23 protein-coding genes are annotated in these 25928 nt (G+C 64.0%); 9 read left to right on the forward strand and 14 right to left on the reverse strand.

Annotated features, from left to right (window positions below; translation table 11 throughout):
• Positions 1-77: 77 nt before the first annotated feature.
• A complete protein-coding gene (locus tag ACIGJB_RS22350) occupies positions 78-2309 on the reverse strand; it encodes a glycosyltransferase (RefSeq protein WP_483734463.1) in 2232 nt (743 codons plus the stop codon).
• A gap of 418 nt (positions 2310-2727) precedes the next feature.
• On the opposite strand from ACIGJB_RS22350, the gene ACIGJB_RS22355 reads away from it, so the two are divergent.
• Positions 2728-2934, forward strand: a complete 207-nt coding sequence (locus tag ACIGJB_RS22355; protein ID WP_483734464.1) for a hypothetical protein — start codon at positions 2728-2730, stop codon at positions 2932-2934.
• Between the two features lie 882 nt (positions 2935-3816).
• Here the strand turns inward: ACIGJB_RS22355 and ACIGJB_RS22360 are convergent.
• From ACIGJB_RS22360 to senA, 11 genes are all read right to left on the reverse strand, one after another.
• On the reverse strand, positions 3817-4629 hold the full coding sequence (locus ACIGJB_RS22360; RefSeq protein WP_483734465.1) for a hypothetical protein: 813 nt from the start codon (positions 4627-4629) through the stop codon (positions 3817-3819).
• Positions 4630-4631: 2 nt separating this feature from the next.
• Positions 4632-5483 carry a YaiO family outer membrane beta-barrel protein gene (locus ACIGJB_RS22365; RefSeq protein ID WP_483734466.1) on the reverse strand — a complete coding sequence of 284 codons (852 nt, stop codon included), beginning with the start codon at positions 5481-5483 and terminating at the stop codon, positions 4632-4634.
• A gap of 98 nt (positions 5484-5581) precedes the next feature.
• A complete protein-coding gene (locus ACIGJB_RS22370; RefSeq protein WP_483734467.1) occupies positions 5582-6436 on the reverse strand; it encodes a hypothetical protein in 855 nt (284 codons plus the stop codon).
• Positions 6437-6578: 142 nt separating this feature from the next.
• On the reverse strand, positions 6579-7655 hold the full coding sequence (locus tag ACIGJB_RS22375; protein WP_483734468.1) for a bactofilin family protein: 1077 nt from the start codon (positions 7653-7655) through the stop codon (positions 6579-6581).
• A 15-nt stretch (positions 7656-7670) separates the two neighbouring features.
• Positions 7671-9221 (reverse strand): glycosyltransferase family 2 protein, encoded by a 1551-nt coding sequence (locus ACIGJB_RS22380; RefSeq protein WP_483734469.1) that lies wholly within the window; start codon positions 9219-9221, stop codon positions 7671-7673.
• Between the two features lie 79 nt (positions 9222-9300).
• Positions 9301-11070, reverse strand: a complete 1770-nt coding sequence (locus ACIGJB_RS22385) for a polysaccharide deacetylase family protein (RefSeq protein WP_483734759.1) — start codon at positions 11068-11070, stop codon at positions 9301-9303.
• A 162-nt stretch (positions 11071-11232) separates the two neighbouring features.
• On the reverse strand, positions 11233-11556 hold the full coding sequence (locus tag ACIGJB_RS22390; RefSeq protein ID WP_483734470.1) for a hypothetical protein: 324 nt from the start codon (positions 11554-11556) through the stop codon (positions 11233-11235).
• Positions 11553-12785 carry a non-hydrolyzing UDP-N-acetylglucosamine 2-epimerase gene (wecB, locus tag ACIGJB_RS22395; RefSeq protein WP_483734471.1) on the reverse strand — a complete coding sequence of 411 codons (1233 nt, stop codon included), beginning with the start codon at positions 12783-12785 and terminating at the stop codon, positions 11553-11555. Before wecB ends, ACIGJB_RS22390 begins: the two co-directional genes overlap by 4 nt.
• A gap of 1130 nt (positions 12786-13915) precedes the next feature.
• A complete protein-coding gene (locus tag ACIGJB_RS22400) occupies positions 13916-14911 on the reverse strand; it encodes a YihY/virulence factor BrkB family protein (protein ID WP_483734472.1) in 996 nt (331 codons plus the stop codon).
• A gap of 240 nt (positions 14912-15151) precedes the next feature.
• Entirely contained in the window at positions 15152-16216 is a 1065-nt protein-coding gene (locus tag ACIGJB_RS22405; protein WP_483734473.1) for a VWA domain-containing protein, read from the reverse strand.
• A 48-nt stretch (positions 16217-16264) separates the two neighbouring features.
• Positions 16265-17464, reverse strand: coding sequence for a selenoneine synthase SenA (gene senA / locus ACIGJB_RS22410; protein ID WP_483734474.1), 1200 nt, complete (start codon positions 17462-17464; stop codon positions 16265-16267).
• Between senA and senB the strand changes: the two genes are divergently transcribed.
• From senB to ACIGJB_RS22445, 7 genes are all read left to right on the forward strand, one after another.
• Positions 17463-18476 carry a selenoneine biosynthesis selenosugar synthase SenB gene (gene senB, locus ACIGJB_RS22415; RefSeq protein WP_483734475.1) on the forward strand — a complete coding sequence of 338 codons (1014 nt, stop codon included), beginning with the start codon at positions 17463-17465 and terminating at the stop codon, positions 18474-18476. The genes senA and senB overlap by 2 nt on opposite strands.
• Positions 18473-19528 (forward strand): selenide, water dikinase SelD, encoded by a 1056-nt coding sequence (gene selD, locus ACIGJB_RS22420; RefSeq protein WP_483734476.1) that lies wholly within the window; start codon positions 18473-18475, stop codon positions 19526-19528. The genes senB and selD overlap by 4 nt, the downstream gene beginning before the upstream one ends.
• On the forward strand, positions 19500-20363 hold the full coding sequence (locus ACIGJB_RS22425) for a putative selenate ABC transporter substrate-binding protein (protein ID WP_483734477.1): 864 nt from the start codon (positions 19500-19502) through the stop codon (positions 20361-20363). The genes selD and ACIGJB_RS22425 overlap by 29 nt, the downstream gene beginning before the upstream one ends.
• 10 nt (positions 20364-20373) lie before the next feature.
• The gene (locus tag ACIGJB_RS22430) at positions 20374-21207 is read left to right on the forward strand and encodes a phosphonate ABC transporter ATP-binding protein (RefSeq protein ID WP_483734478.1); all 834 of its coding nucleotides are present in this window, start codon (positions 20374-20376) and stop codon (positions 21205-21207) included.
• Complete coding sequence (locus ACIGJB_RS22435; RefSeq protein ID WP_483734479.1) at positions 21204-22025, forward strand: PhnE/PtxC family ABC transporter permease; 822 nt, start codon at positions 21204-21206, stop codon at positions 22023-22025. Before ACIGJB_RS22430 ends, ACIGJB_RS22435 begins: the two co-directional genes overlap by 4 nt.
• A 3-nt stretch (positions 22026-22028) precedes the next feature.
• Positions 22029-22817, forward strand: coding sequence for a phosphonate ABC transporter, permease protein PhnE (gene phnE / locus ACIGJB_RS22440; RefSeq protein ID WP_483734480.1), 789 nt, complete (start codon positions 22029-22031; stop codon positions 22815-22817).
• An 81-nt stretch (positions 22818-22898) separates the two neighbouring features.
• Positions 22899-23327 (forward strand): PRC-barrel domain-containing protein, encoded by a 429-nt coding sequence (locus tag ACIGJB_RS22445; RefSeq protein WP_483734481.1) that lies wholly within the window; start codon positions 22899-22901, stop codon positions 23325-23327.
• Here ACIGJB_RS22445 and ACIGJB_RS22450 read toward each other — a convergent pair.
• Complete coding sequence (locus ACIGJB_RS22450; protein WP_483734482.1) at positions 23285-23590, reverse strand: hypothetical protein; 306 nt, start codon at positions 23588-23590, stop codon at positions 23285-23287. The genes ACIGJB_RS22445 and ACIGJB_RS22450 overlap by 43 nt on opposite strands.
• A 306-nt stretch (positions 23591-23896) precedes the next feature.
• Positions 23897-24205, reverse strand: a complete 309-nt coding sequence (locus ACIGJB_RS22455; RefSeq protein WP_483734483.1) for a hypothetical protein — start codon at positions 24203-24205, stop codon at positions 23897-23899.
• A gap of 491 nt (positions 24206-24696) precedes the next feature.
• Between ACIGJB_RS22455 and ACIGJB_RS22460 the strand changes: the two genes are divergently transcribed.
• Positions 24697-25896, forward strand: a complete 1200-nt coding sequence (locus ACIGJB_RS22460) for a DUF445 domain-containing protein (RefSeq protein ID WP_483734484.1) — start codon at positions 24697-24699, stop codon at positions 25894-25896.
• Positions 25897-25928 lie beyond the last annotated feature (32 nt).

Genomic DNA, 25928 nt, shown 5'->3' on the forward strand with positions numbered 1-25928 from the left:
CGCGCGGCTGCTGGCAACACGACTTGCCTGGCAAGCCGGCGTAAACACCACACCAGCCCGCCCTCCCTGGAACGGTCCTATTGTTGCCGTGGTTGCTGTGGCTGGCGCGCCAACGTGGCGGGCGCGGCGTTGTAGAGATGGATCGCGCCGGTCGGTGTTTCCAGCATTCCCGCCGGACTCAGGCTGATGTGCTGCTCGGACTGCCGCCCCGCGATGCGCTGGCGCAGCACCGTATCCGCACGCACGTCGAAGGCCATGCCGCTCGCGATCATCGACAGCGCATGCCCGGCCTCGCCCTTCGCGTAGGCGACGGCAATCGGCGAGGCGGCATCGCTGCCTTGCTGCGACAGCAGGCCGGGCTCCCAGATCTCGTCGTTCGCCGGCAGGCTGGGATCGCGCCGCAGCGCGCTTGCCAGCCGCGCCAGTGGCGGCGCCTGCCTTTCGCGCAGCCGCCCCATTTCGAACTGGAGGCTGCTGCCGAACAGGAAGGTGTCAAGCATTCGCCGTGCTTCGGGAGACGCCCACTGCAAGTGCAGTTCGATCAGGCAATCCTCCTGGCCGGAGGCACCTTGCCGCGACGTGAAGGTGGCAGCCGCATCACAGCGGACCACGGCGTTGGGCAGGTGCACCTCCACATCGACCTTGGCCTCGTGCGGGAGTGCCGGCACGACTTCGCCGCGGTAGAGCGCGCTGCTGGCCGACAGGTCCACGGTCAGGCCAAAGAACGACTGGTTCTGCATGGTGAGCGTCAGCGGAATGCGCAGCGGAAAGCGATAATCCCCGCCGGCCCGGCGGCCGACCCGCAGACTGAAGCGCGCCAGCAGGATCGCTGTCCAGACCGTCACGCTTGCCCAGAAAATCGAGATGATCCCGGCACCGAGCGGAATCTCCTCCTGCAGCATGCGGGCAATGCCAGCCGGAATGCATGCGACGTTCAGCACGCCGACGCCCAGCGACGGGGCCAGCCACAGCCAGGTCCTGCCGCGCTTGTTGAAGTCCTTGCAGGTCACGGCGAACGACACCCTCCTGCGGAACAGGCCCGTGATCGTCAGCATGAACGCGAAAAAACGCGCCATGCCGTACTGCTCGTTGAGCAGGAAGGAGACGTAGCCCCTGCCCAGCTCCAGGAAGACCAGCAGGGACGCCAGGTAGTAAACGGAGAAGATCGCGAAGAAGGTCCATGTCGAGCCGATGATCGGCAGCATGCCGAAGCCCAGCACCGCCGGCGGCGTCAGGAAGAAGACCAGCTTCTGCCAGCCCTCGAAATAGATCAGCATGGACGCCAGGTAATTCAGCCGCTGCCCAAGGCTCAGGCCGCGGCTGAAGACCACACCCTCGCGCCGCAGCACCTGCATGGCGCCCGTGCCCCAGCGTATGCGCTGGCTCAGGTAGGTATCGATGTTGTGGGGCGCCAGGCCATAGGCGAGCGACTCCGCGTGGTAGACCGAGCGGAACCCCTTCTTGTGGAGCCGGATCGACGTATGGATATCCTCGGTCACCGTGTCGACCGCAAAGCCGCCGACGGCTTCGAGCGCGGACCTGCGCAGCAGCACGCAGCTGCCGCAGAGAAAGCTGGCGTTCCAGGTGTCCTTGCCGCGCTGGATCACCTTGTAGAATACCGACTGCTCGCTCCAGACCGCCTCGCCGGCAACACGATGGCTGAAGGCGTCGACGTTGTAGAAGTCCTGCGGCGTCTGCACGAACGCCACCTCCGGATCGGAGAAGTATCCGAGCGTCTTGGACAGGAAGTCCTTGCGCGGGGCGTGGTCGGTATCGAAGATAGCGACGAATTCGCCGCCGCTGTACAGCAATGCGTGGTTGAGATTGCCGGCCTTGCCGTTTGCATTCACGCCGCGCGCGAGATACTTGCAGTCGAGTTGCGCCGCCAGCTTGCGCATTTCGTCCCGATTGCCGTCATCGAGCAGCCACGTCACATGGGGGTACTGGATGTTCTTGGCGGCCAGCAGCGTCCTGCGCACGAGCTCCGCGGACTCGTCAAAGGTCGGCACGAAGACATCGACGCTGACGCCACTCAGCGCAGGCGGCGCCTCCCGGACGCTCATCCGGAAGGTCATCATCACGTAGCACAGGCCGTTCACGAAGCCGAACAGCTCGGCGGCGTACAGGGCCAGCGACAACCCTATCGCTTCCGGGTTGAAGGTGCCGCTACGCCAGATGAAGTAGATGATGCCGCTGACAATATAGGCCGCCACCAGGATCCGGACCGAGAGTGCCGGCCTTTCCAGTGCAAAGCGGGGACCGGGTTCCAGAGCATCTGTCGACGCCTGACCATCCGTCTGTGCGGCCATCACCTTTCCTCTCCAGCCTTGCGCGGCACGGGACCCTGGCCTCGCGCCGACGCGGGTTGTTCGAGCATTGAGTCTTGTTATGGCGTGGACGGGTTTCGGTCTACGTGACGGCACGTGTCAGGCAAGCCAGTGCACAGATACCGGCATTGCCGACAAATATGGCGACAACGATCAGCCCATCGTCCCGATGGCGTGGCCCGGTGGCCTGCGCTCACCCTCGGCGACAAGGTGGACAGGGTCCGGACGCATCAGCAATGAGGATAGGAAAGGAGGGGACCGCGCAGGGACCCGCGATGTGCCCTACCGAACATTGCGCGGACCCGGCACGGCGCTGCCCTTTGTACTTCGGCAAGCTGCTCAAGCAGAGGCCTGCATTGCGCGGCCGTGCGGTATATTCCGCTCTTCCAAGGATTCGCGTGTGAACCAGGTGTCGGTCGAATTTATCGACGGCGAAGTGACGCCCGCGAAGATCGCGGAAAGCCAGGCGCGAACGCAAAAGGAAATTGATGCATACGGGCCTTGCTCGAGGCATCGACGGATGACGAGCCGCCCGGCCAGACCACTTAGTGATGATGCCTGCTATGTCGGTGGAGCGAATTCGGCGTTCAGAATGAATACGTTCTGAACGAACGCCTCGCTAATCCGGGCGAATATTATTCAGGCATGCCCGAGTGCTAGACGCAGGCCATCCGCTATCTTGATGTGCCCGCTCCCTCCCCGGACCGACGCAGGCTCTTTCGGCCCTGGCACCGGAATGACGCCTCCCCCAATACAAGATGCGCCGATAAAACGGGACAGCTTCGCTTGGCTCGTGCGAGCTTGCCGGGCACGGGGTATTACATTAGCGAAAGCCGAATGAGACCAAACAATCGCTTGAATCTGGGTTACGGCAATTGTGCGGACTTTTGCTTGTCGACCCAGCCCGGACCGGCGTTTCCCCGGCGTCGGTCCGCCTTTTTTGTACAGAGTTGATGTCAACGCTTCACTGATAGCAGGGTCGCTGTGCGATCGCTGTATTGGTGGCCAGTTCGCCACGCTTTAAATTGGTTGGGGGCGCTGGTTATGATCGGGTCATCGCTCTTGGCAGATGCCGCTGTTTCGCAGGCACAGCCGGGCGGGGCTCCGTGGTCATGATCGAGTCGTCGCTCTTGGCAAATGCCGCTGTTTCGCAGGCACAGCCTGCGAGTCACTTTTTGTCCGAGCGACAAAAAGTAACCAAAAAACGCGTTGACTTGCCCTAACGGGCGAATATTGATCGTAGCGTGCGAGGAATTTCGTACGGGTACTCGCTTCAGAGTCTGCCCCGCTGCCTGCCGCGTGGTGCGCGTCCGCCTACAGGCTCTCCAACAATGATTGAACCAGCCCCGAACCTGTCCGTGGCCCGACACTGCCCGCGATATCGCATCATCGCCTTCGGCTGCTGCGCGGCTCTCTAGTCGGCAGGCGGGACGGCATCAACGGCGCCGATGCTGGTGCTTCCGTTTCTTCTCTTGTCTTCCCTCGGTTTTCACTGAGTGCGCGCAGCCCTTAGTCGCTGCCAGCTCATCCCCCACCCGTACAACGCGATACAGGAAAAGATGACAAGCGTCGGGCCGAACAGGAACGACAACACGGGCAGCCACAACATCGAGAACTTCTGCACGATGTAGACATGCAGCATCAGCTGCAATGGGACCGCGACTGCCACAAAAGCCAGCGTGATAACGGTCAAGGCAATCTTCTTCGGCCATGAATAATCGAAGATGTAGTAGACCAGCGCATGCGCCCAGGGCAGGACGATCAGGAAGCCGACCGCGGCTTTCATCCCGTTGTCGATAAAGCTGCTCACGGTGTAGGGAAACTTCTCGGGCATGACGGCAAAGAAGGCGAGCGCCGTGAACTGGATCAGGATCCCGAACAGCAGGAAATAGCGCAGCGGCAGCATCCTGTCCGGCATGCGCAAGGTGAGCAGGCCGCCAAGGACCGTCAGCGCCGCCGACATGCGCCACGTCACCACGTCGGGCAGACCCGCCACCACGTCAAGGTGGGGCAGCGACAAGTCCAGCCCAGCCACGCTGGTCAGGCGCTCCCCGACGGCGCCCGGGATTTCGAGCTTATCGAGCCAGAAGGCGAAGGTGCCGGCCCAGGCGGCACTGATATCGTCGTGCAGGATCCATTCGATCGCGTTGAACAGCAAGGGAACCAGCACGATCGCCGCTATGGTCGGCGCCGAAAGGCTCAGGCGATCCAGCGATCGGTGCCTCGCGACACTGATCACGGTACGGCCCAGGGACTCGCCCTTGTCAGGGGCGGCGGAAATTTGCGTGGATGCATGCATCATGGCTAAAACTCCACGAAGACCCCCGCCTCCGCTTGCTTGCGCTTGTAGGACGGGTTGTCATAGTAGATCGCGCGCACATTGAACCCCCACGTCTTGGTGATCCACTTGCGCCACGTTAGTGTGAATTCCTGGCTGTTGAAATCATTCAGCAAGGTTTGCTGGCCAGTCAGTTGATACGCTTCATTGCCACCTTCGTACTTGAAGGTGATGAACTGATCCTTGTCGCGGCCATAGGTCAGCGCAATGACGCCGCGATTGGACCGGACATTGCCAGGGTCGCTGCGGTTGAACCGCCCGAGAAGCTGAACGATGAAGGGCTGGTCAAAGTAGTAGGTCAGGCCCACCAGCAAAGTCTTGTCGTCATAGACTTCCTTGGCCTTGTAGTAGGTAAAGCCCAGGCCCGCCACCAGGTTCTTTTTGGGCAGGAGCTTGCGAAACAGCATCCCGTCAAAACGGTAATCCGGCAGGAAGAAGCCACCCGCACTGGTGCCGCCGCTGAGGAACGCGTACCAGTCCTCATTGAACGTCCGCGTGTAGCCCAGGCCAAAGAACGTGCCCTGATCACCGAAGTGACTCTGATGGCTGATCTCGCCGGTCACGTAATCGTTGGGCGTCAGGTTTACACCGCCCCGAAGGTACTGGTCGTTCCAGTTCGGGTTATCGCCAGTCAGGTTGGCATGCCCGAGGCCACCCTCGATAAACCCCGTCAGCAGCGGCGCGAAGGTGCGCGGCCCGGTGCCCTCCACCTGGGCAAAGGCATTGGTTGACGTCACTACCATCAGCATGCCCAGCACGGGAAGCCAGGTTCGGCTTCCGTGGGCGGCATGGATTCCCCGCAGCTTTCCGTGGCGCATATTGTCATCACCCTCCAGTGGTCATGGCCCCAATGCCTACGGCGCAACTCTGGGGAGCCCTGCTTGATCGTTACGGACCCGCCCGTCTTTAGGAAGGGCTATCGACACCGCAAGCCGGCCGGCACAGGCGCGATAGCCTGTTCCGGGGTCAATCGGGCGACAAAGGCCTGGTATAGCGCCTCCTCCAGGACGTTCCAGTGCGTCCCGTGCCGGAACTGGGTTGCACGCACGCGCCAGCAGGTGATGGCATCCTGGTCCCCCATCTTGTCGGCCACCTGGGCCACCAGGCCCCAGGGAAAATCGGTCTCCGGCAACTGTAGCCAGACAAAGCGGTGTTGCGCCATCCAGGCCGCGTAACGCACCTTAGCCGGCTGGTCATCGGGCGCTACCCCAGCAAGGATAGGAAATATCTGCGCAACTGTGTCTGGATAGAACTCGACCTTGTCGCGCTCCTGGGTGCTGACCTGATAGCCAAAGCCCGGCCGCCAGAACACTTTCAGGATGTTCTGCTCGAGTTGGTCGGCCTTCACCGTCCACTTCTGCGCAGCTTCGGTGTCCTCGGCATCTGCCGAGTATTTGCCCACGGCCCTGAATGCGCTGTAGATCTCGACGTTGTCCATCATGAGGGAAACAGGCAGGTCTGCGGCAATATGGAAAACCCCAAGTTGCGGATCGCGCAAACTGTCGAGATAGCGGCTCGCCTTGTCGAAGCTCCGTTTCCACGCCGGCGGCATGCCCCCGGGCGGTGAAAACCGGACCAGCAGCTCCATCCAGGTGGCAAGCAGGGCATCGTCCGCGTCCGCCCGGCGGCACGACGCAAAACGGCCGCGCGTCAGGCAGTAGCGCTCGAACTGTCCGCTCTTCAGCTGTCGTGGCATCAGCCAGTTGATCCACCGGCGCGCGGCGGCGTTGGCGTCCAGGCCGATATCCGACGCGACCAGCAGCGCTTTCATGGCAAAGTATGGATCGACCGAGTCACCGCCGTAGTAGGTCGTGATGGCACCGTCTGGCCGCTGGTATCCGGTCAGGCGCAGTTCCGCAGCGTAGCCATTCAGGCCGAGCATGGAAGCGCAGAGGAGAAGGAGCCCGCAGAATCTATTCATGCTCGTCGCTCGGCGAAGCCGTGGTGGCCGGCATTACCCTTCCTCCGACAATCGCGCTCACCGCGCCATGCACCGTCGTCCCACTCCAGACATAGACCTCGGGAGCAGCCAGTGAGGTGGGGCTGGACAAGAGGCCTATCAGGCAGTTCTCGGCAATGCTGGCCGACTCTTCCGCGGCAACGGGGCCCATGATGGCACAGCAAGGTGCGACATAAAGCGCGGTACCGCACACCAGCGTGCCGTCGATGCGGACACGCGCCCCGACCCGGATGGAACCGGTTGCCTTGACGCTCCCCGCTATCCGCGTCCCGCTCCCGATCTTCAGGTTGCCGTGGACGATCAGGTCTCCGTCGTAGCGGATGTCGGGCGGAAGATAATAGTCATGCTCCATGATGCGGCGGCCGAGATCCGCGGATGGTCCCGCGCCCGTTCGCTCCCTGGGCTCCAGCACAGGCCGGCGCTGGCCATTGACGGTGGCGTCCTTGCGATGATCCGGATTGCCGAAACGGATCGTGCTTCCCGCCAGCGAGGTGAACTTGCACCCCTCTTCCACGACAACCCCCTGCAAGGCAGCCAACGGACCAATCAAGCGGCAGTTCGCCGCGACATGCGCCGTGCGCGCATGCGCCCAATGGTCCAGCACGCTGCCCTCGCGAAGCACCAGGCCGCCTTCGGCCACGACCACGCGCAGGCGGTTCCATTCCCCGCTGTGGACATTGCGCTTCGCATACAGGTCGCGCGTAAAGGTGAAGTTGTCCGGCAACTCCAGGTCGCCCTGGGCCAGCAGCACGCGATCGCAGCGCTTGCGCGTCATCTCCGAGGATGTCGGTACCCAGTCGACGCCGACTTCCAGCACGTCGTCGCGCAACGCCCCTGCCCTGACCATATCGCCCGGATTGGCATCCAGCATGGCACGGAACTCGGCCGCGACGGCGCGGACGTCCAGCGTCAGCTCACCATCGATCGCCAGCGGCGAGATATCACGGCGCCGCCGCCATTCCACGTAGGCCGGCATCAGAGGCAGACCGAAAGCCAGGAAGGTCAGGACGACCAGCAGGATTGGCCACATTTTTTCAGCTCCTTTTCAGCCGCCCTGGCGGTAGCGTTTGGTCTTGTCCCAATACAGCTTGCGTTGAAACAGGACATCGACGATCACCTGGTCGAACATGGCTCTCGCGATCGTGAACGCACTGACGATGAATCCGAAGTAATTGAACGGCAGCAAGCGGATGCGTTCGCGGCCGCCGTCGAGGTGAACGGCCGCTGCAATTTCGAAGAATGCCGCGAAGTTGCCCAGCGTGCCGTAAGACATCAGCGCGAGCAGGATGAGCGTGCTATGCAGCGCGAAGCCGCTCGTGTAGAACAGGAAGATCGTCAGCGCCCAGCCCAGCAGCATGACCGGTGCCATGGTGTAGATGGCAAGCAGCGCCACGCCATCCAGGCGTTCCAGCAGTCCGTGTCCCGGACACGCAGCCACACGGCGGGCGTGACGGTAGAACGACTGGTTGTGGCCCTTGGTCCAGCGCATGATCTGCCGGATGCGGACCGGCCACGCTTCGGGGACCTCTTCGTAGCATTCGGCCCAGTTCTGGTAGATCGTCTTCCAGTTTCCCAGCAGCAGCCGGTACGTCAGGTCGGTGTCTTCGGCCAGCACGTCATCGTGCCAGCCACCCACGCTGCGCAGCGCGCGCACACGGACGCCGCCGACCGTACCGCCGTACTGGGGCACGAGCCAGAGGTTCATGCGCGCCTGCTGGTCCACCTGGTAACCACCGGAGCGCTCCATATCGAGCAACCTCGTCAGCAGGTTGCTGCCGAGATTCAGTGGCACGACCCGGCCCATGGTCGCGCCGACCTCGGGATCGAAGAACGGGGCCACCAGTTGCTTGAGCAGGCCGACCGGAGGCAGGTAGTCGGCATCGAAGACGACAATGATGTCGGTCTTGACGGTCTCGCTCGCATCCTTGAGCGCGGCAGCCTTGCCGGGTTTCCCGGCGATCCGGTGAAACGGGTGGATGCGGCCGGGATGCCGCGCGGCGAATCCTTCGATGATCTCGCGCGTGCGGTCGTTCGAGCGGTCATTGACGGGCATGATCGTCAGCCGGTCCGCCGGATAGTCCGTCCGCAGCAGGCACTGCAGGGAGCCGGCGATCACCGCTTCCTCGTTGTGCGCGGCGATCATGACAGTCAGCGACGGCCATTCCGCCACATCGATATCGAGATAGGGATGCCGCTGCCTGCCGAACAGGCGGTTCAGCGTGAAGATGTAGTGCCGCACTGCGTAAAGCACGATGAGGATCATGATCAGGGTCAGCAGCCCCGTCATCGTCGAGACAGCGATGTGACCCGCCTTCGTACCGGTCACCGGCTTTTCAAAGACCGGGGCAGGCGGTTGCTCGAGGGTATCGTCGGGCTCGTCCTTGAAGCTGCCCGCAGGCTGTCGCACAGCGACCATCGCTGGAGTGTCCTTCACCGGGCCTGCCGGCACTCTGTCGCTTTGCGCGATGTCAGCCGGTGCCACCCTTCTCGCGACAACCGCGTGTGTAGCGTGCGGCTCGGCGGCGCCCGGCGAAGCATGGACCATCGCGGAAAACACCGCGCCCAGCAGCAGGATAGTGCTTAGTGATCGAGGCATGAGTGATCCACTGTGTCCGGGGAAATCGCCGGACGGCGTTACATTGCCGCCCGGCAGACGGAAGCGAGGTGGCCAGCTGTCATTGCTTGCCGCTGGTGAACGCCACGGTGTTGCCCGCCCCTGCCGTGACCAGCCAGTTGGTCGAGTCCCACGTCACGGTTGCGGCGCCCTGCGTCACGACCGGCTGCGTGTAGGCAATCTTCGGCAGCACCCAGGTGATGTCGGTCAACCCGGCGGGGTTGCTTGCCTGGAAGCTCCAGCTGTTGCCCATGTCAGTCGATTGCCACGTGGTTTGCTGGCGCCGCTGCCCGAACACGGCGAGTTCGTTGATGGTGTACCACTTGAACACGCCCTGCCCCTTGAGGGTGTTGGCATAGGAGAAGATGCCATTGAGCACGCTCCGGTAGTCCACGGCGCCGAGTGGATGCATGTAGATCAGCCGGCTGGTGCGGTTCTTCACCACGAAGTCTGTCAGCTGGCGGTACCAGGCGCTGATGCTGGCCGTCGGAACGTTGAAATCCTCGAACTCCTCGAACGTCGCATTCGATCCGAACGGCACGACCGGGAACGCGCGAATGGTCTGGTTCAGCAAGGCGCCATTGCGGTAGCTGCGCGTGGGCGCCATGCCGGTATGGCCGACAAAGTAGTAGCCGGTGTCACCGTTCTGCTCCAGCCAGTTGAGCGACCACTGCGGCGTGTTGCCTTGTGGCGCCGCATACTCGACGGTATTCATCCCTGTCACCGCGGAAACGCTCTGCTTGTTTAGCACCAGGTACTGCTGGAACGTCGACTGGTTGGTCTCGCTGGCATTGTCCCCGTAGTAGTCGTGGATCCATCCGCCATGGTCGCCAATATGGTGACCCTTGTTCATCAGGTAAGCGACCAGCTGCTTCGCCGAGGCGTTGTTGGAGAGGTTCACCCCCTTGCCGTCGCCGAAGTTGATCTGGTCCGGCCCGGCGGTAATCACGACGGAGAACGGGCCATTGTTGAAAATGCCCCAGTTCTTGAGCTGGTAGGCTGGCGCGATCTGGTCGCCCGCGCAGAAGTGCCAGTTCAGCACCAGACCGGCCAGGCCTTTGGGCTGTGCCGAGAGCCGTGGCATGACCATCATGCTTTCACCGAAGTAGCGTACGAACCCGTGCATCAGCACGCCGTCGGTTTGTCCCTTCAGGTACGTGAGCGGAAGATTGACGAAGAGCACCTGGCCGGAACCGAACGAACGCAGACCGGCAACCAGTCCGAAGTTTGGCGACGTCAGGAAAGCCTTGCCCGTGTAAGCCCCCTGCGTGACATAGCTTGGGTAGGTCAGGAAGCCATAGACATAGCCCGACACACCCTCCACCGGGTCACTGGACGATGTGGTCGTCCAGGCCATGGACTTGCCGGGGGGAACCTGGATGGCGCGCAAGGTGCTGCTCAGCCCGGTGATCGGTCCGAGACCGATCATGTTGCCGCCGTACTGGTCGTAGAGAACGTAGTTCACGCCAGCCAGATTACTGAAGCGGCTGCGTTGCGAAGCATAGAAGCCGGTTGTCGTCAGCGCGCCGAAGTCGTAGACGAGCATCACATTGCCGCCTTGATTCGCATACGTCTCGATCGCCGTCACCATGGCATCGCTGGCGTTGGGATGCACCTGATCCGGCAGGATCATGCCCGGGTACTGGGCCGGCGTGACGCCCTGAAGCACCTGCGTGTCGGTGATCAGCTTGATCTGCAGCCCCTCTTCCAGTGCGGCGTCGAGCCACGCGGTGATGCGCGGATCGGTCGGCGAATAGTTGTCGGGTACCACCATGGCAATCAGGTTGGTGGCGGCTCGGGCGGGTCCCGTGGTGGCCACCAGCAGCACCATGAAGACCACGGTGCTGAGTCGCAGCAGCATCAAACGCAGTTTATGGAACACGATCGTCTCCAGAGCGCGAAGCGGAAACCGGGGCCGGATATGCCAGGGGCTGAATGTCAGCCATGGCGGACGTCCCCGAACATCTGTGTTAAACCGGGCGCCACAGGCCTCTTACTTCTTGACCTCCCCCGGGGCAGTCGACAGCACGTAAGTGCCGGCGTTGACTTTCGGACCGGCCACGGCCTTGTTGGGCTTCTTTATCAGGTTGGCGCGCTTCGCCTTGTTCTTGCCAGGGTCGTCGGCTTCGACACCGACGAACTGCCGGTCGTGGTCGTAGCCATTCACACCGCCCGGATCGGACGGGCTTGCCGGAAGATAGAGAATCGGCCCGGACATCACCGCGGCCGCCTCCGGCGACAATTGGGCGTGCGCCGGCCCCGCGGCCCACACGCCTGCAACAAGGATGGCCGCCGCCAAGGTCGCTGCAGATTTCATGATGTTTTCCTCCAGGTTGCGATGTTGCCGTCCAGCTGGATGACGCGCGGGTCCGTTACCGGCGCCGCGTGCATTGCGCGAGAGAAGGCGGCGGTACACATCGCCTTAACAGGTTGTTGCAGGGCACTGATAATTCGCTCGCTGGCACGCCCGTCTCCAAACGGATTGTGGGCACGCGACATGCGGGAATACACTTCGTGATCACGAAGCAGCAGTTCGACAGCCATGACGATCCGGTCGGTATCCGTTCCCACCAGGCGCGCCGTACCGGCCACCACCGCTTCGGGGCGCTCCGTGGTCTCGCGCGTCACGACGACTGGCTTGCCCAGGGCCGGCGCCTCTTCCTGGATCCCGCCCGAGTCCGTCACGATCAGGTAAGCAGCCGACATCAGGAACACGAACGGCTGGTAGTCCTGCGGATCGATCAGGTGAATCCGGGGATGCTGGCTCAGGATGGCATTGACCGGCTCGCGTACCCGGGGATTCAGGTGGACCGGATAGACGACCTGGATGTCCTTGTTCCGATCGGCGAGCATGCGCAGCGCGGTACAGAAGCGCTCGAATGGCGCGCCAAAATTTTCGCGCCGATGCCCGGTGACCAGCACCAGCCGTAGCGATTCATCCAGGAACGGAAAACTGTCGGCCAGGCGCGCGCGCGTATGCGAATCGGCGTCGATCTGCTGCTTGACCTCGAGCAGGGCGTCAATGCCTGTATTGCCAGTCAACCGGACGCGGATCGGGTTGACCCCTTCGCGCAACAGCGTGTCATGCGCCTGCTGCGTCGGCGCGAAATGCCACGATGCCATGATGTCCGTCACGCGCCGGTTCATTTCCTCGGGCCAGGGCGCGGTCAGGTCTCCGGTTCGCAATCCGGCCTCGACATGGCCGACCGGGACGCTCCGATAGAACGCCGCCAGCGTCGCCGCCAATGTCGTGGTGGTATCTCCATGAACCAGCATTGTGTCGGGCGTGAATTCTTCAAGAACCGTTTGGACGCCAGCCAGCACTCTTGTGGTGATGTCGGAAAGGCTTTGGCTTTTGCAAATCACGTTGAGGTCAAAGTCCGGCACGATCCTGAAGAGCTGAAGCACCTGGTCGAGCATTTGCCGATGCTGGCCAGTCACGCATACCCGCAAGTCGAAGTCAGGCGAACTCTGCAGCCGGTGGATCAGCGGTGCCATCTTGATGGCTTCGGGACGCGTGCCAAACACAGCGAGGACCTTCTGCATGACAAGCTCCTCCTCCAGCGATTACGCCGAGGTATGTTGATCTTCGGTTCGTGAGCATGGGACGCATGGAAGCCTTCGATGCACCGCACTCGCGCCGCCTACATACCCGGGGATATCGAACACTGGAGGGCAGCATGCGGAGGCCATTAGCGAAGCTTGTGCCAAGCACACAAAACTGGCGGCCACAGGGCGATTCCCGCTCTCGACGGTCGGGCTCACGGTCGGCCTCCGCGCCATTCCGTATCACACGTGGAACTGCGAAATGCTCGCGTGCCACAGCCGCCACGTCGAAAGTGCAGCAAGGCGGCGCGAGAAGGCGTTCCGCCACCGACAGAAAAAAAGGAAGACGTCTCCTTGATTTTTTTGAAGCCTTCGAGCTTGTTCCATTGCAAGAGTCCAGTCGGTGTCCAGCGAACGGGGTTCCACCTTTTTTCGGCTAGGGTGGTGCTTGGCCAATTCCGTATCACAGCTGATACGCCCTTAATGCTTGCATCGATTTATCCATGTCTGCCTTACGCCTAAAGATTCGTAAAATCACATCAATAATTACTGGAGAAATGGTAAAAATTATTCTTGCTTTTGTTAAACAAAAACCATCCCATCTTCCCAGATCCTTTAATTACAATTACCAAAAACAAATGTACCCCACTCGCCATGCATGACGCTATTGCGCCGCAAAGGAAGCATCGGGTGAAATGCTGCAAATATGCTTCAGTTCGGCTACGGTTGAACGGTCGGTCGTCTCATCCGAACAGCGGGGAAAGCGACGCCGTGCAAAACGGCTGGCGCATCAATGCCGCGCCGTCAGTGCGCCGTTCACAACCTCGCGATGCTTTCGTCACCCGCAGCGTGTCCCCCAATGCGCAATGCGGAGTTGTCGGCCTGCCTGGGCCGACATTTTTCTTATGCCGGGAAGCGGCATTCGCCGTAACGAACTGCCCGATGGAAATGGCGTTTCGGTTCTATGATCCGTTGCCGGAGCCGGCTAAGCGACTCGCGTGCATCGACGTGCGCACGACCGATTCGTTGCCAGCCGGCCGGGCCACGCGATGCCCCACGATGGTCGTACTAAGCATAGATCCGGCGCAATAGGAGATCCGGGCCACAACTGCCGCATTCCGGACAGCCCGCTAATCGGAAGGGGAACGCCCGGCATCCTTTGCTGGATCCGGGGAGACGTCGCGCACGGGTGACTGCAGATCACTGTGCCTTAAAGAGCCAAACCGGCGAGCGAAGTGCCAGGTAAATTCCGCCCCAAGAAGAAATATCTGCGCAGCGTAATACACCCACACCAGCAGGACCACCAGTGATCCCGCCGCGCCATAACCGCTGGCTACGGCGGTTTTCCCGATATACAAGCCGATCAGAAACTTTCCCAGCGTAAACAACACGGCGGTCACGGCCGCACCGAGCCACACGTCGAACCAGCGTATCTTCGTGCGCGGCATGATCTTGTAGATCATCGCGAACACCACGGTGAGCAGAACCAGGCTGACGATGCTGTCCAGGACATGTCCGACGGCTTCGTTGACGCCGAGCAGCGGCCCCCACTCCCTCCCCAGGGCAGAAAGGGCCGCGCTGAACAGCAACGACACCACCAGCAGGAACCCGATGCCAAGGATCATGCCGAAGGAAAGCAGTCGCGCGCGGATCAGCGAGATCAGTCCTGATATCTTCTGTCGCTGCGGGACCCGCCAGATGCGGTCGAGCGCTGACTGCAGTTCGGCAAAGACGGTCGTCGCGCCAACCAGCAGCGCCAGTACGCCGAGGACGGCCGTCAGCGTACTGGCGGCCGGCTTGCTGACCGCCACCAGCATCTCTTGTATCGCCTCTGCCCCTTGATCGCCGATGAGGCCGGTCAATTCACCGACCACCTGGTTACGTGCCGCATCCGTGCCAAATATGACGCCGGCGACGGTGATGACGATCACCAGCAACGGCGCGATCGAAAACACGGTGTAGTACGCGAGGGCCGCGCCCATGCTCGGCGCGTAGTCATCGATCCATGAATTCACGCTGTCACGGATCAGCTCCGCGGCGGCTCGAAGTGAAAGGTGTCCAGGGAAAATCACGCGGGCATTCGCCAAACGGCGACGAAACTGACAATGGGCAATGGCCATGCTCAAGCAACAACCGTTCCCTGAGCCGGCGCGCCGGGCACCGGATATTTGCCCGCGCCTTTCCCTCAGGCGCCCTTCGTTCCGGCCGCGTCCACTGCGTTCACCGGGCATCACTTGCCTCGGCATGGTCTCCGACACCGATGGCGGCCGGAGCATTTATCGCCATTTATTTGGCAGCGATGATTTATCGGAATTGGATAAATGCCGATAAACCGCCCCCTTTGAACCCGGCGCTGGCGGCCAAGTTCACCGCCGGAACCACAGCAGCGACAAAGCGCACGCTACCACCAGCAGCGAGGCGGAAGCTGCCGCCAGCAAGGCACTGATCTCGATTTCCTTGCGCTCCAGCACGAAGCGCGCACTCAACTGGCGATACACCTGCTTCAGGTCCGCGGACGACCCCGCCGCGAAGTATTCGCCCTCCGTGAGCATCGCGACGGAGCGCAAGGTGGATTCATCCGGCTGCATGGTGAAGTCCATGCCCGATGCCGCCGCACTGCTATCCGGCGGTGCACCGAAACCCACGGTAAAGACGCGCACGCCGCGCTGGGCGGCCATGCGCGCGGCGTCCAGCGGGTCGGGCCCGGTGGTACGGCGGCCATCGCTGAGCAGGATCACCGCACCGTGCCGGTAAGCGCCCGCCTGGATGGTCCGCCCTTCCTGTTCGCGCTCGCGGACGGCATCCGCCGCCGCAGCCTCTGTCAGCGATCTTCCTGCGGCGCCGGGCGCGAGCGACTCGCCGCTGAAGAGAATCGCCTCCAGGTCGATGCCATCGTCGGGCAACAGCACGGACAGCGCCTGGATCAGTCCGCTGCCTGTGGCCGTGCCCTGCTGCAGCTGGAAGCGGTCGACCGCGTCGAGCATGTCCTGCCGGTTCTCGGTAGGCGGCAGGATGACGATCGCCGTCGCGGCAAAGGAGACAATACCCAGCCGCACGCTGGCCGGCAGCTCGACAATGAAATCCCGGGCAGCTTGCTGGGCGGCGCCGATCCGCGTGGGCGCGACATCCGTCGCCGCCATGCTGCGCGACACGTCCATGGCCAGTACCAGCGTGATGGTGTCGGACGGCAGCGTAAGGGTCGCCATGGGCCGCGCGCAACCCAGCAGGGCCGCACCCAGCGAGACCAGCAGGAGCAGGGGCGGGAGGTGGCGCCGCAGCCGTTGCCTGCGGCCCAGCGCTGCCCGCGGCAGCGCAAGGCTGGCGTACACCAGCGCGTACTTCTTGCGTCGCGAAATCAGGTACAGGTAGGCCGCTGACAGCAGGGGAAGCAAGGCCAGCAGCCAGAGCATGTGTGGCCAGAGAAACCGCATCCGATGCTCCTTGGCGCGTGAGTCAGACGATCTTACCGCCCTGCACCCTCAACCGCAGCAGCGGAATCCGACAAAGAGGTCGCTGCGGCGCGGCAGGTAGAAATTCCGGTAGCGAGGATGCTGCATGCGGGCATCCGTGGCAAACGATCCGCCACGAACGGAGCGATGCGTGTGGAACCAGGGGGCGGAATACTCCTGGTAGGGGTCGGGCGAGAAGCCTGCATAGGGCGCGAACGGATCCGCCGTCCATTCCCACACGGCGCCGCCCCACTGGATCAGGTCATGCGTGGCCGCATATTCCCATTCGGACTCCGTAGGCAAGCGCTTGCCGGCCCAGCGGCAATAGGCTTCCGCCTCGTAGGCATTGACGTGACACACCGGCTGTTCCGGCGGCAGCGGCAGCCATTGCCCGAACCAGCGCAGAGCCCATTGCCGCGCGGTCCCGCCATCCGTCTCGCGCCAGCGCACCGGATGCGTCAGTCCGCTCTGCCGCAGCCATGCGCGCCCGTCGTCGGACCACCACCGAGGGTCGCGGTAGCCGCCGGCGTTCACGAATTCCGCGAAGGCGGCGTTGCTCACGCACGTACGATCGATGCGGAACGGCGCGACGTGGACCGGGTGGGCCCATTTCTCGTTGTCGAAGGCAAAGCCGTCGCCATCGGACGTCCCCATCAGGAACATGTCGCCGCCTGCGGCGACCGGCTCCGAGTCCGGCGCCATGGCAGGCATGGCCAGCGGGGCATGCAGCGGATAGTCGAGCGTCTGGCGCATATAGGTCAGCGCCTCCGCATGCATGTCTTCGTGGAACAAGGCGAGCCGGTAAAAATAGAGCGCCGCGTCGGTATCGTCCGATGCGGCGAGCCTGGCGCGAACGTGCGCCAGCACGGCGGCAGCGTAGTCGCGAATCTCGGCGAGCGGAGGCAGCGCCAGATGCCACCGATCCTGGTGGGCGACGCGCATGGAATCGAACAGGCGGTCGGCGTCCGGCAGCATGGACGGGAGGCGCGCGACCCAGCGGCCGTCCTGCCCTGCACGCGGCTCGCGCAGCACCCAATGCTCCGTGAACCAGGCGATATGGGCATACTCCCACAAGGGCGGATTGATGCCCGCGTCGTAGGGAACCTGCCACTGCGACGCCGACAGACCCTGAAGCACGGCCCAGGTGCGCCGGTGCGCCCCGGCAAACGCCGCATCGAGCCCGAACTTGTTTATCCTTCTTGCTACCGCCCCCTCGGAACCTGTCGTCATGCGTCCTCCCAAGGCCAACGTCGCGATTATCAGTCCGGCGCTGCGCAAAGCCAACAACGGCAACTGGCAAACCGCCCATCGCTGGTCCCGGTTCCTGCAGGAAGACTATGCGGTCACACTGGACGCGGAATGGTTGGCGGCCAGCCCGGGCGGCGCCCTGCCCGACTGCCTGATCGCCCTGCACGCGCGCCGCTCTGCCGAGTCCATTGCCAGCTTTGCCCAGGCTTGTCCCGACCGTCCGCGAATCGTCGTGCTGACCGGCACCGATCTGTACCGCGATATCCGCACCGATGCCTGCGCCCGGCGCTCGCTCGAACTGGCCACGCACCTGGTTGTGCTGCAGCAAGAAGGGCTGGCCGAGCTACCGGACGCGCAGCGCGCCAAGTGCCGGGTGATCTACCAATCTGCGCCGGCATGCGCGCCCACCGCGCCCGGCAAGGATCACTTCGATGTCGTGGTGGTCGGCCATATGCGGGCGGAAAAAGATCCCCTGACGCCCATGCGCGCCCTGGCGCTGCTCCCCGACGATTCGTCCGTGCGCCTGATCCAGATCGGTGGCGCGCTGGACAAGGCGTATGAGCAGGCCGCCCTGGCGCTGGAGACCCAGGCGTGGCCCGGCCCGCGGCGCTATGTCTGGCTCGGGAACCTGCCCCATGACCAGACCCGCCAGCACATCCGGCAAGCCCGGGTACTGGTGATCTCCAGTGTCATGGAAGGCGGCGCCAACGTGATCGTCGAGGCCGTCGCCAGCGGCGTGCCGGTGGTGGCCAGCCGTATTCCGGGCAATATCGGCATGCTCGGCCATGACTATGAAGGCTATTTTCCCGTGGGTGACGCCGCGCAACTGGCGCGGGTGCTGGAGCGCGCCAGCCGCGATGCCGGGTTCCTGACCCGCCTGCGCCAGCAGTGCGCACTGCGGGCGCCGCTGTTCGCGCCGGCCCGCGAATGCGCGGAAGTGAGTAAACTTGTCGCCGACGCCTTGAAACCAGAATCACCCGGAGCCCTGCAGTGACCCAGCCAGACAACACCAAGATCAAGCTCACCGCCTTCTCCCACGGCGGCGGATGCGGATGCAAGATCGCGCCCGGCGTGCTTTCTGAAATCCTCAGGAATTCGGTTGGCTTCCCGGCGCCGGCGGCCCTGCTGGTCGGCAAGGAAACCAGCGATGACGCCGCGGTCTACAAGCTCAATGACAGCCAGGCCCTGATCGCCACCACCGATTTCTTCATGCCGGTGGTCGACGATCCGTACGACTTCGGGCGCATTGCCGCCACCAACGCCATCTCCGACGTCTATGCCATGGGCGGGACCCCGATCATGGCGCTGGCGCTGGTCGGCATGCCCATCGAGAAGCTGCCGCCCGAGGTCATCGGCAAGATCCTCGAAGGAGGCGAATCGGTCTGCGCCCAGGCGGGCATCCCGGTCGCGGGGGGCCACACCATCGATTCGCTTGAGCCGATCTACGGGCTGGTGGTACTGGGCCTGGTGCATCCGGATCGGGTCAAGAAGAACAGCGGCGCCCGCTCGGGCGACAAGCTGATCCTTGGCAAGCCGCTGGGGGTGGGCGTGCTGTCCGCCGCGGTGAAGAAGGACAAGCTCGATGCTGACGGCTATCAGGAACTGATTGCCTGCACCACCCGGCTCAACACGCCCGGCCGGCTGCTGGCCGAAGTCCCGGGCGTCCACGCGCTGACCGACGTGACGGGCTTCGGCCTGCTCGGCCACTTGCTGGAGCTGTGCCGTGGCGCGGGCATCGGCGCCCGACTCGACATGGCGCGCATTCCCTTGCTGCCGCGCGTGGAGCGCATGGCCGCCGAGGGGCTGGTGACCGGCGCCTCGGGGCGCAACTGGGCCAGCTACGGCGGCGACGTGGACCTGTCCACGTCGGTCACGGCCAGCCAGCAGGCGCTGCTGACCGATCCCCAGACCAGCGGCGGCTTGCTGGTGTCGTGCGCACCGGATGCCGTGGACGAGGTCCTGGAAATCTTTCGCCGCGAAGGCTTCGCGGACGCTGCAGTGATCGGAGACATGACTGATGGAGCTACCCGTGTTGCCGTTGCTTAAGCGCCTTGCCGCGCTCGCCCTGCTGGGCTTTGCCGGTCTCGCCAGTGCCCAGTCCGTCCTGCGGGTCTCGGCGATTCCCGACGAATCCCCCACCGAACTGCAGCGCAAGTTCGCGCCGCTCGGCCACTACCTGGAGAAGGAAACCGGCATGAAGGTGCAGTTCGTGCCCGTCACGGACTACGCCGCGGTGGTCGAATCGCTGGCCACCGGGAAGATCGACATGGCCTGGCTGGGCGGCTTTACCTACGTGCAGAGCAAGATCCGGACAAAGGGGGCCACCATCCCCATCGTCCAGCGCCAGGAAGATGCCGCATTCACCAGCAAGTTCATCACCGCCAACAGCGCGATCAAGTCGCTGGCCGACCTAAAGGGGCACACCTTCGCCTTCGGCGCGCCGTCGTCGACGTCAGGCCACCTGATGCCGCGGCACTTCCTGCTGGAGGCCGGCATCAATCCGGACAAGGACTTCAAGACCGTCGCCTATTCGGGCGCCCACGACGCGACGGTGGCGTTCGTGCAGGCCGGCAAGGCCGACGCGGGCGTGCTCAATGCCTCGGTATGGGACAAGCTGGTGGAGCAGCACAAGGTGGATCCCGCCAAGGTCCGGGTCTTTGCCGTGACGCCGCCCTACTTCGACTACAACTGGACGGTGCGCGGCGGGCTCGATCCGGCCCTGCGCAAGAAGCTGACCGACGCGTTCCTGCGGCTTGACCCCGCCAATCCCGAGCAGCGCGAGATCATGGCCTTGCAGCGGACAGTCAAGTACATCCCCACCCGCGCGGAAAACTACGCCGGGATCGAGACCGCCGCCCGCGCCGCCGGCCTCATCCAGTGATGCGGGCCTGATGAGTTTCCGCCTGGATGCCGCCAGCATCCGTTACGCCAACGGACAACGTGCGCTGAGCCAGATCACGCTGGCGGCCAGCCGCGGCGAGCCGATCGCGGTCATCGGTCCGTCCGGCGCCGGCAAGACCTCCTTGCTGCGCTTGCTGGCCACGTCGCTGCGGCCCGGCGAGGGCCGGGTCGAGGTGCTCGAGCAAAGCCCCTGGGCGCTGTCCGCCGCGCGCCTGCGGCAATTGCGCTGCCGCATCGGCATGGTGCACCAGGCCCCGCCGATGCCGCCGCGCCAGCGCGTGATCACCGCCATCCTGGCCGGCCGCCTGGGCCTGTGGCCCGCCTGGAAATCGTTGTTGTCGCTGGTCTATCCGGCCGACATCGATGGCGCCGCCGAACAGCTCGCCCGCCTTGAGCTGGCCGATCGCCTGTTCGACCGGTGCGACCAGCTCTCGGGTGGCCAGTTGCAGCGCGTGGGGGTGGCCCGCGTGCTTTACCAGCGGCCCGAACTGATCCTGGCGGACGAACCGGTCTCGGCCATGGACCCGGTGCTGGCCAACCTCACCCTGGGCGAACTGCGCAAGGAAGCGGATACGCGCGCCGTGGCCCTGGTGGCCAGTCTGCATGCCGTGGACCTGGCGCTGCGCTGGTTTCCCCGCATCGTCGGCCTGAAGGCGGGCGAGATCGCCTTCGACCTGCCGGCCACACGCGTGACCGATGCCCTGCTGCGCGAACTCTATGCCTCCGAAAGCACGACGCCACCGGTGCAAGGCGGCCAGCCCCTGATCAGCGTCGCCACAGGCGCGCGCGGCGACGGCAACCCATCCAGGCCGGCGTGCCGATGACCGCCCACCCGCGCGATCCCCATGCGCTGCGGCGCGCCAGCGGACTCGTGCTCGCGCTGCTCGTGCTGTGGCCATTGCTGCGGCTGTCCCAGTTCAGCCCTTCCACCTTGTTCGACGCCGGCAATCTCAAGGTGGTGGGCGCTTTCGTGCGCAATTTCCTGCCGCCCGAGGTGTCGGGCGAATTTCTCGGGCTTGTGGTCAAGGCCACGCTCGAAACACTGGCGATCGCCACCGCGGGGATTGCGCTCGCCTTTCTCGTGTCAGCACCGCTGGCTGTGGCCCTGACCAGCAGCCTTTCCGTGTCGCGCATCGGCCCTGGCACGGGACACAAGCCGCGCATGGCGGTGCGCGCGGGCGTGCGCGCCCTGGTGCTGCTGCTGCGCGGCGTGCCGGAACTGGTCTGGGCGCTGGTCTTCGTGCGCGCCCTCGGTTTGGGCGCGGCGGCGGGCGTCCTCGCCCTGGCCATCACCTATGGCGGCATGCTGGCAAAGGTCTATGCCGAGATCCTGGAATCCAGCGACAAGCACGCCGTACACGCCCTGCTTGCCAGCGGGAGCGGACGCCTGCCGGCCCTCTTCTACGGCCTGATTCCCCATGCCGCGCAGGAACTGGTCTCTTATACGGTCTACCGCTGGGAATGTGCCATCCGCGCTTCGGTGGTCATGGGTTTCGTGGGCGCCGGGGGGCTGGGGCAGTTGATGGACCAGGCCATGAAGCTGCTTAACGGCGGCGAAGCCGCGACCATCCTGCTGGTGTTCCTGCTGCTGGTGCTGCTGGCCGACGCGCTCAGCGCGCGGCTGCGCAAGCTGCTCGACTGAATCATGGCGAACAAGGCCCGCGCCGCCCAATTCTGCATGCGATGCCTGCTCACCCTGATCGCGGTGGCCGCCGCGGTGTCGGGCAGCTTCGCGTACCTGTCGCTCGATCTGGGTCAGCTCCTTTCGGCGGACGCTGCGGCCGAGATGGCGCACTTCCTCCTGACGTTCTTCCCGCCGGACCTGTCGTCCGCCTACCTGGCAAAGACCGCGGTCAGCATGCTTGAAACGCTCGCCGTGTCCGCCGTCGGCACGCTGTGCGCGGCAGTGCTGGGCTTTGGCCTGGCCCTGCCGGCTTGCGGCCTGTACGGCGATGCGCTGCGCGCGTTGTCGCGCTTGCTGCTGAACCTGTTGCGCTCGATTCCGGAGCTGGTATGGGCCGCCTTGGCGGTGCTGGCAGTCGGCCTTGGACCGTTTGCCGGCACCCTCGCCCTCGCCATGCACACGGCGGGCGTGCTCGGCCGCCTGTTCGCCGAGGCGCTCGAGAATGCGCCGCCCGCGCCCGCGCGCGCGCTGAAGGAAGGCGGCACCCCGGCCGCGCTGGTGTTCGTGTATGGGACGCTGCCCGGCGTGTGGCCCCAGTTCCTGGCCTACATCCTGTACCGCTGGGAAACGAATATCCGCATGGCGGCGATCCTTGGCTTTGTCGGGGCCGGCGGGCTTGGCCAGATGCTGTATTTCGAGCTGTCGCTGTTCCGCCTGCCCCAGGCTTGCACGGTGATCATCGCCATGCTTGGCCTGGCGGCTGTGGTCGACGCCGCCAGCGCGGTCATGCGGGTGGACCGGCACGCATGACGCGGCGCTGGCCAAAGTCATTGGCCAGCAGGCATGCAGGTTGCTCCGTCAGGGAACCAGCAACCGTTTCGGAGACCCGCCATGGATCGCTATCTCACCTCAGACCTGGGCGCTGCGATCGTGGGCAGCGGCGTTGGCAAGGGTCCCGGACCGGAAGTCATGGCGGCATCAAGCTTCGACGCGACCCGGGTCTACTCGACCGACAACGAATACGTTGGCGATATCAAGGAGATCATGATCGACGTCCCACACGGCAGCGTCGCCTACGTGATCGTGGCAACCGGCGGCTTCCTGGGCATGGGCGAAACGCTGCATGCCATTCCGTGGAGCGCGCTGGTCATGGACACGGACGCCAAATGCTTCCGCGTGGGTCTTAGCGCGAACCGAATCAAGTATGGACCGGGCTTTCACAAGGACAACTGGCCCAGCATGGCCGATGAACAATGGGCCATCGATGTGCATCGCTACTATGAGCGCGAGCCGTACTGGTTGGTCCAGCCGGCGCCCTGATCCTCGACTTTTGACCCCGTCATGGTGTCGACCGGGTCCATCGCGTCTACCAGTTGCCTGCCGTCGGCCAGGCACTGCTCGATGGCCGCACCGGCATTGGCGAAGTACCGGCCCAACGGGGGCTTGAATTCCGCCGCCTCGCTCGCCTCGGCAGCGTCGCGCTCGATCTCGCCGCGATAGCGATACTGAAAGCCCGTGCTGCCGCCACCGACCTCGACCGCATGCGCCGTGATCAGCATCCCGCGATACGTCATCGACTTCATAGCGCCCCCAATATCGACGAAAGGCCGTGCTTCATGCGTAGAGGCCCGCAAGGATGAACGCCAGCACAATCATCGCGGCCGCGAAAATGAACAACGGACGGCTCATCATCCTTGGTACCCGCCCTTCCGGCGGCCCGGGCTTGTTTTCGACGGGGGGCTCTGGTCTCATGGGGATGTCTCGGTTGCGTCCGGAACAGGGCGCCGCATCAACCATGCCAGCCGGGAACCTGCGGGGGCACAGGGGCTTCAGGCAAGTCTTGAAGGGTGAGTGAGCGCACGGTGCAGAAATGACAAGCCCGTCCCCCCCTATGCGGCTTCGCTGCGAAGCGCCCCATGGTGCCTTAGGAGAAGGACTTTGGCCGCTTCGGCTTCATGCCCGGTGCCAGCCGAAATCACGAGTTTGACCGGGCAATCCTGCTCTGGCGATCGGCTCGGGTCATGGCCGATGCCGACAATCTCGACCAGAAGACTTCGCAGATGGTCGATGCTTGCGCTCTCTTCGTGCGCGGCGGCAAGATGCACCGAGATGCGAATTCCGGGAAGTTGCGCGATCAGCGCCTCGCAGGCATGCGCCGCGACGGTCCGATCGTCGAAACAGGCAGTGAGTATCGGCATCGTGTTCTCCAGGGCTGATCTGAAACCCGCGCAACGATCGTGCCACGCCGCCGCCGGCCTCGATGGACGTTGATCTGCGGGGGCGCATGGCAGCCGCTTGCCCGCAGCGAACAGGCACTCCTGGGTGCGTTGCAAGGCCTGCGCGGCCAGGTCATGCCACCGGCCATGACCTTGTTCTGGTACGCGTATGAGACGTGGCGAACCCGCGTCCTGTCGCGGCTCATTGCGCGCTCCCGGTAAAAAAGCGTGGCCAGCATGTTCGCCGAGGCCGCGCTCGAAGCGGTGGTGAAGCGCTGCGCCGTGGCAGTCATCGCCGCCCTGGTCTAGCTTGTCCGCACCGGTTTGCGCCGTCGCCCTGTCGCCGGTGAATGCCAGGGGTGAAGTGATACATTGCGTCTAGCGTAGTTCAGCCAAGACGAATCTCTAGCGACCTTTCATCGCGAGCGCACATGGAGCTGGACCAGAGAAACAATGCGAGAACCCTGTCGCGCATGAAATGGATCGCGACCGGCTTGCTGGGTGCGATGGTGGTGCTGTTCTTCGTTGCCCGCCAGCTTGAGCCGGCCTATCCGTGGCTGCGGTTCGCAAAAGCGTTCGCCGAAGCCGGCATGGCCGGCGGATTCGCCGACTGGTTCGCCGTCACCGCCCTGTTTCGCCATCCGCTGGGCCTGCGTTTGCCCCATACCGCGATTATCCCGGCCAACAAGCACCGCATTGCCGAGAACCTTGGCACCTTCTTCGAGCAGAATTTCCTGCTGCCAGAGATGGTGACGGCCAAGCTTGCGCAGATCGATCTCTCCGGCGCCCTGTTGCGATGGCTTTCCGCCCCCGGGCAAGCCGAACAGATCGCTGGCTATCTGGACAGTCTTGCGCCGAAGCTGCTCACGATGGTGGACGAGCGCGAGGCCGTGGCACTGATCCGCGGCGCCCTGGCGGATCGTGCGCGCAGCGTCCCTCTCCAGCCCGTGGCAGCGGCGGTGCTGGCGCAGGTCTCGCGAAGCGTGGATTTCGATGCGCTGCTGGCGCCCGTGCTGGAAGAACTCGACCTGCTGTTCCGTGACAACCGCGACCTGATCCGGCGGCGCGTACGCGAAGGCACCGGCTGGATATGGCAGCGCATCTCGCTCGACGAGAAGGTCGCCGACGCCGTCATCAAGGTACTCGACTCCGCGCTGGAAGATGTCCGGAGCACGCCTGACCATCCATGGCGACGTCGCTTCGGCGCGTTAGGCCATGATCGCCTGGCCGGCCTCGCCGATTCGCCGACCTTCCTTGCGCAGCTCGAAACCATGCGGGAAGCGCTGCTCGCGCATCCGATGCTGAACCAGCATATCGTCACACTGTGGACGGAACTACGCGATGCCGTTGCGGCCGATCTCGAACGGCCGGAATCGCTGGTCCGCGCTCGCATGGTGTTGCTGATCGAGCAAAGCGTCCGGCATGTCGCGGAGGACGCCGCGCTGCGCGCACGTCTCGACCAATGCGGGCGCGACGCCATCCTTGCGATGATGCCCGCGCATCGGCTTCAGCTCGCGCGCCTGATCGCTGACACGGTGCACGGATGGGACACGGCCACCGTGACACGCAAGCTCGAGATGGAAGTCGGCAGCGACCTGCAGTTTGTGCGCATCAACGGCACGCTCATCGGCGGGCTGGTCGGGCTTGTGCTGCAGGCACTGCAAATGCTCTAAGCGCTCGCACGGCACTTCAACTCCTGGCGCCA

This window comes from Cupriavidus sp. C2SS-8b (assembly GCF_057073745.1).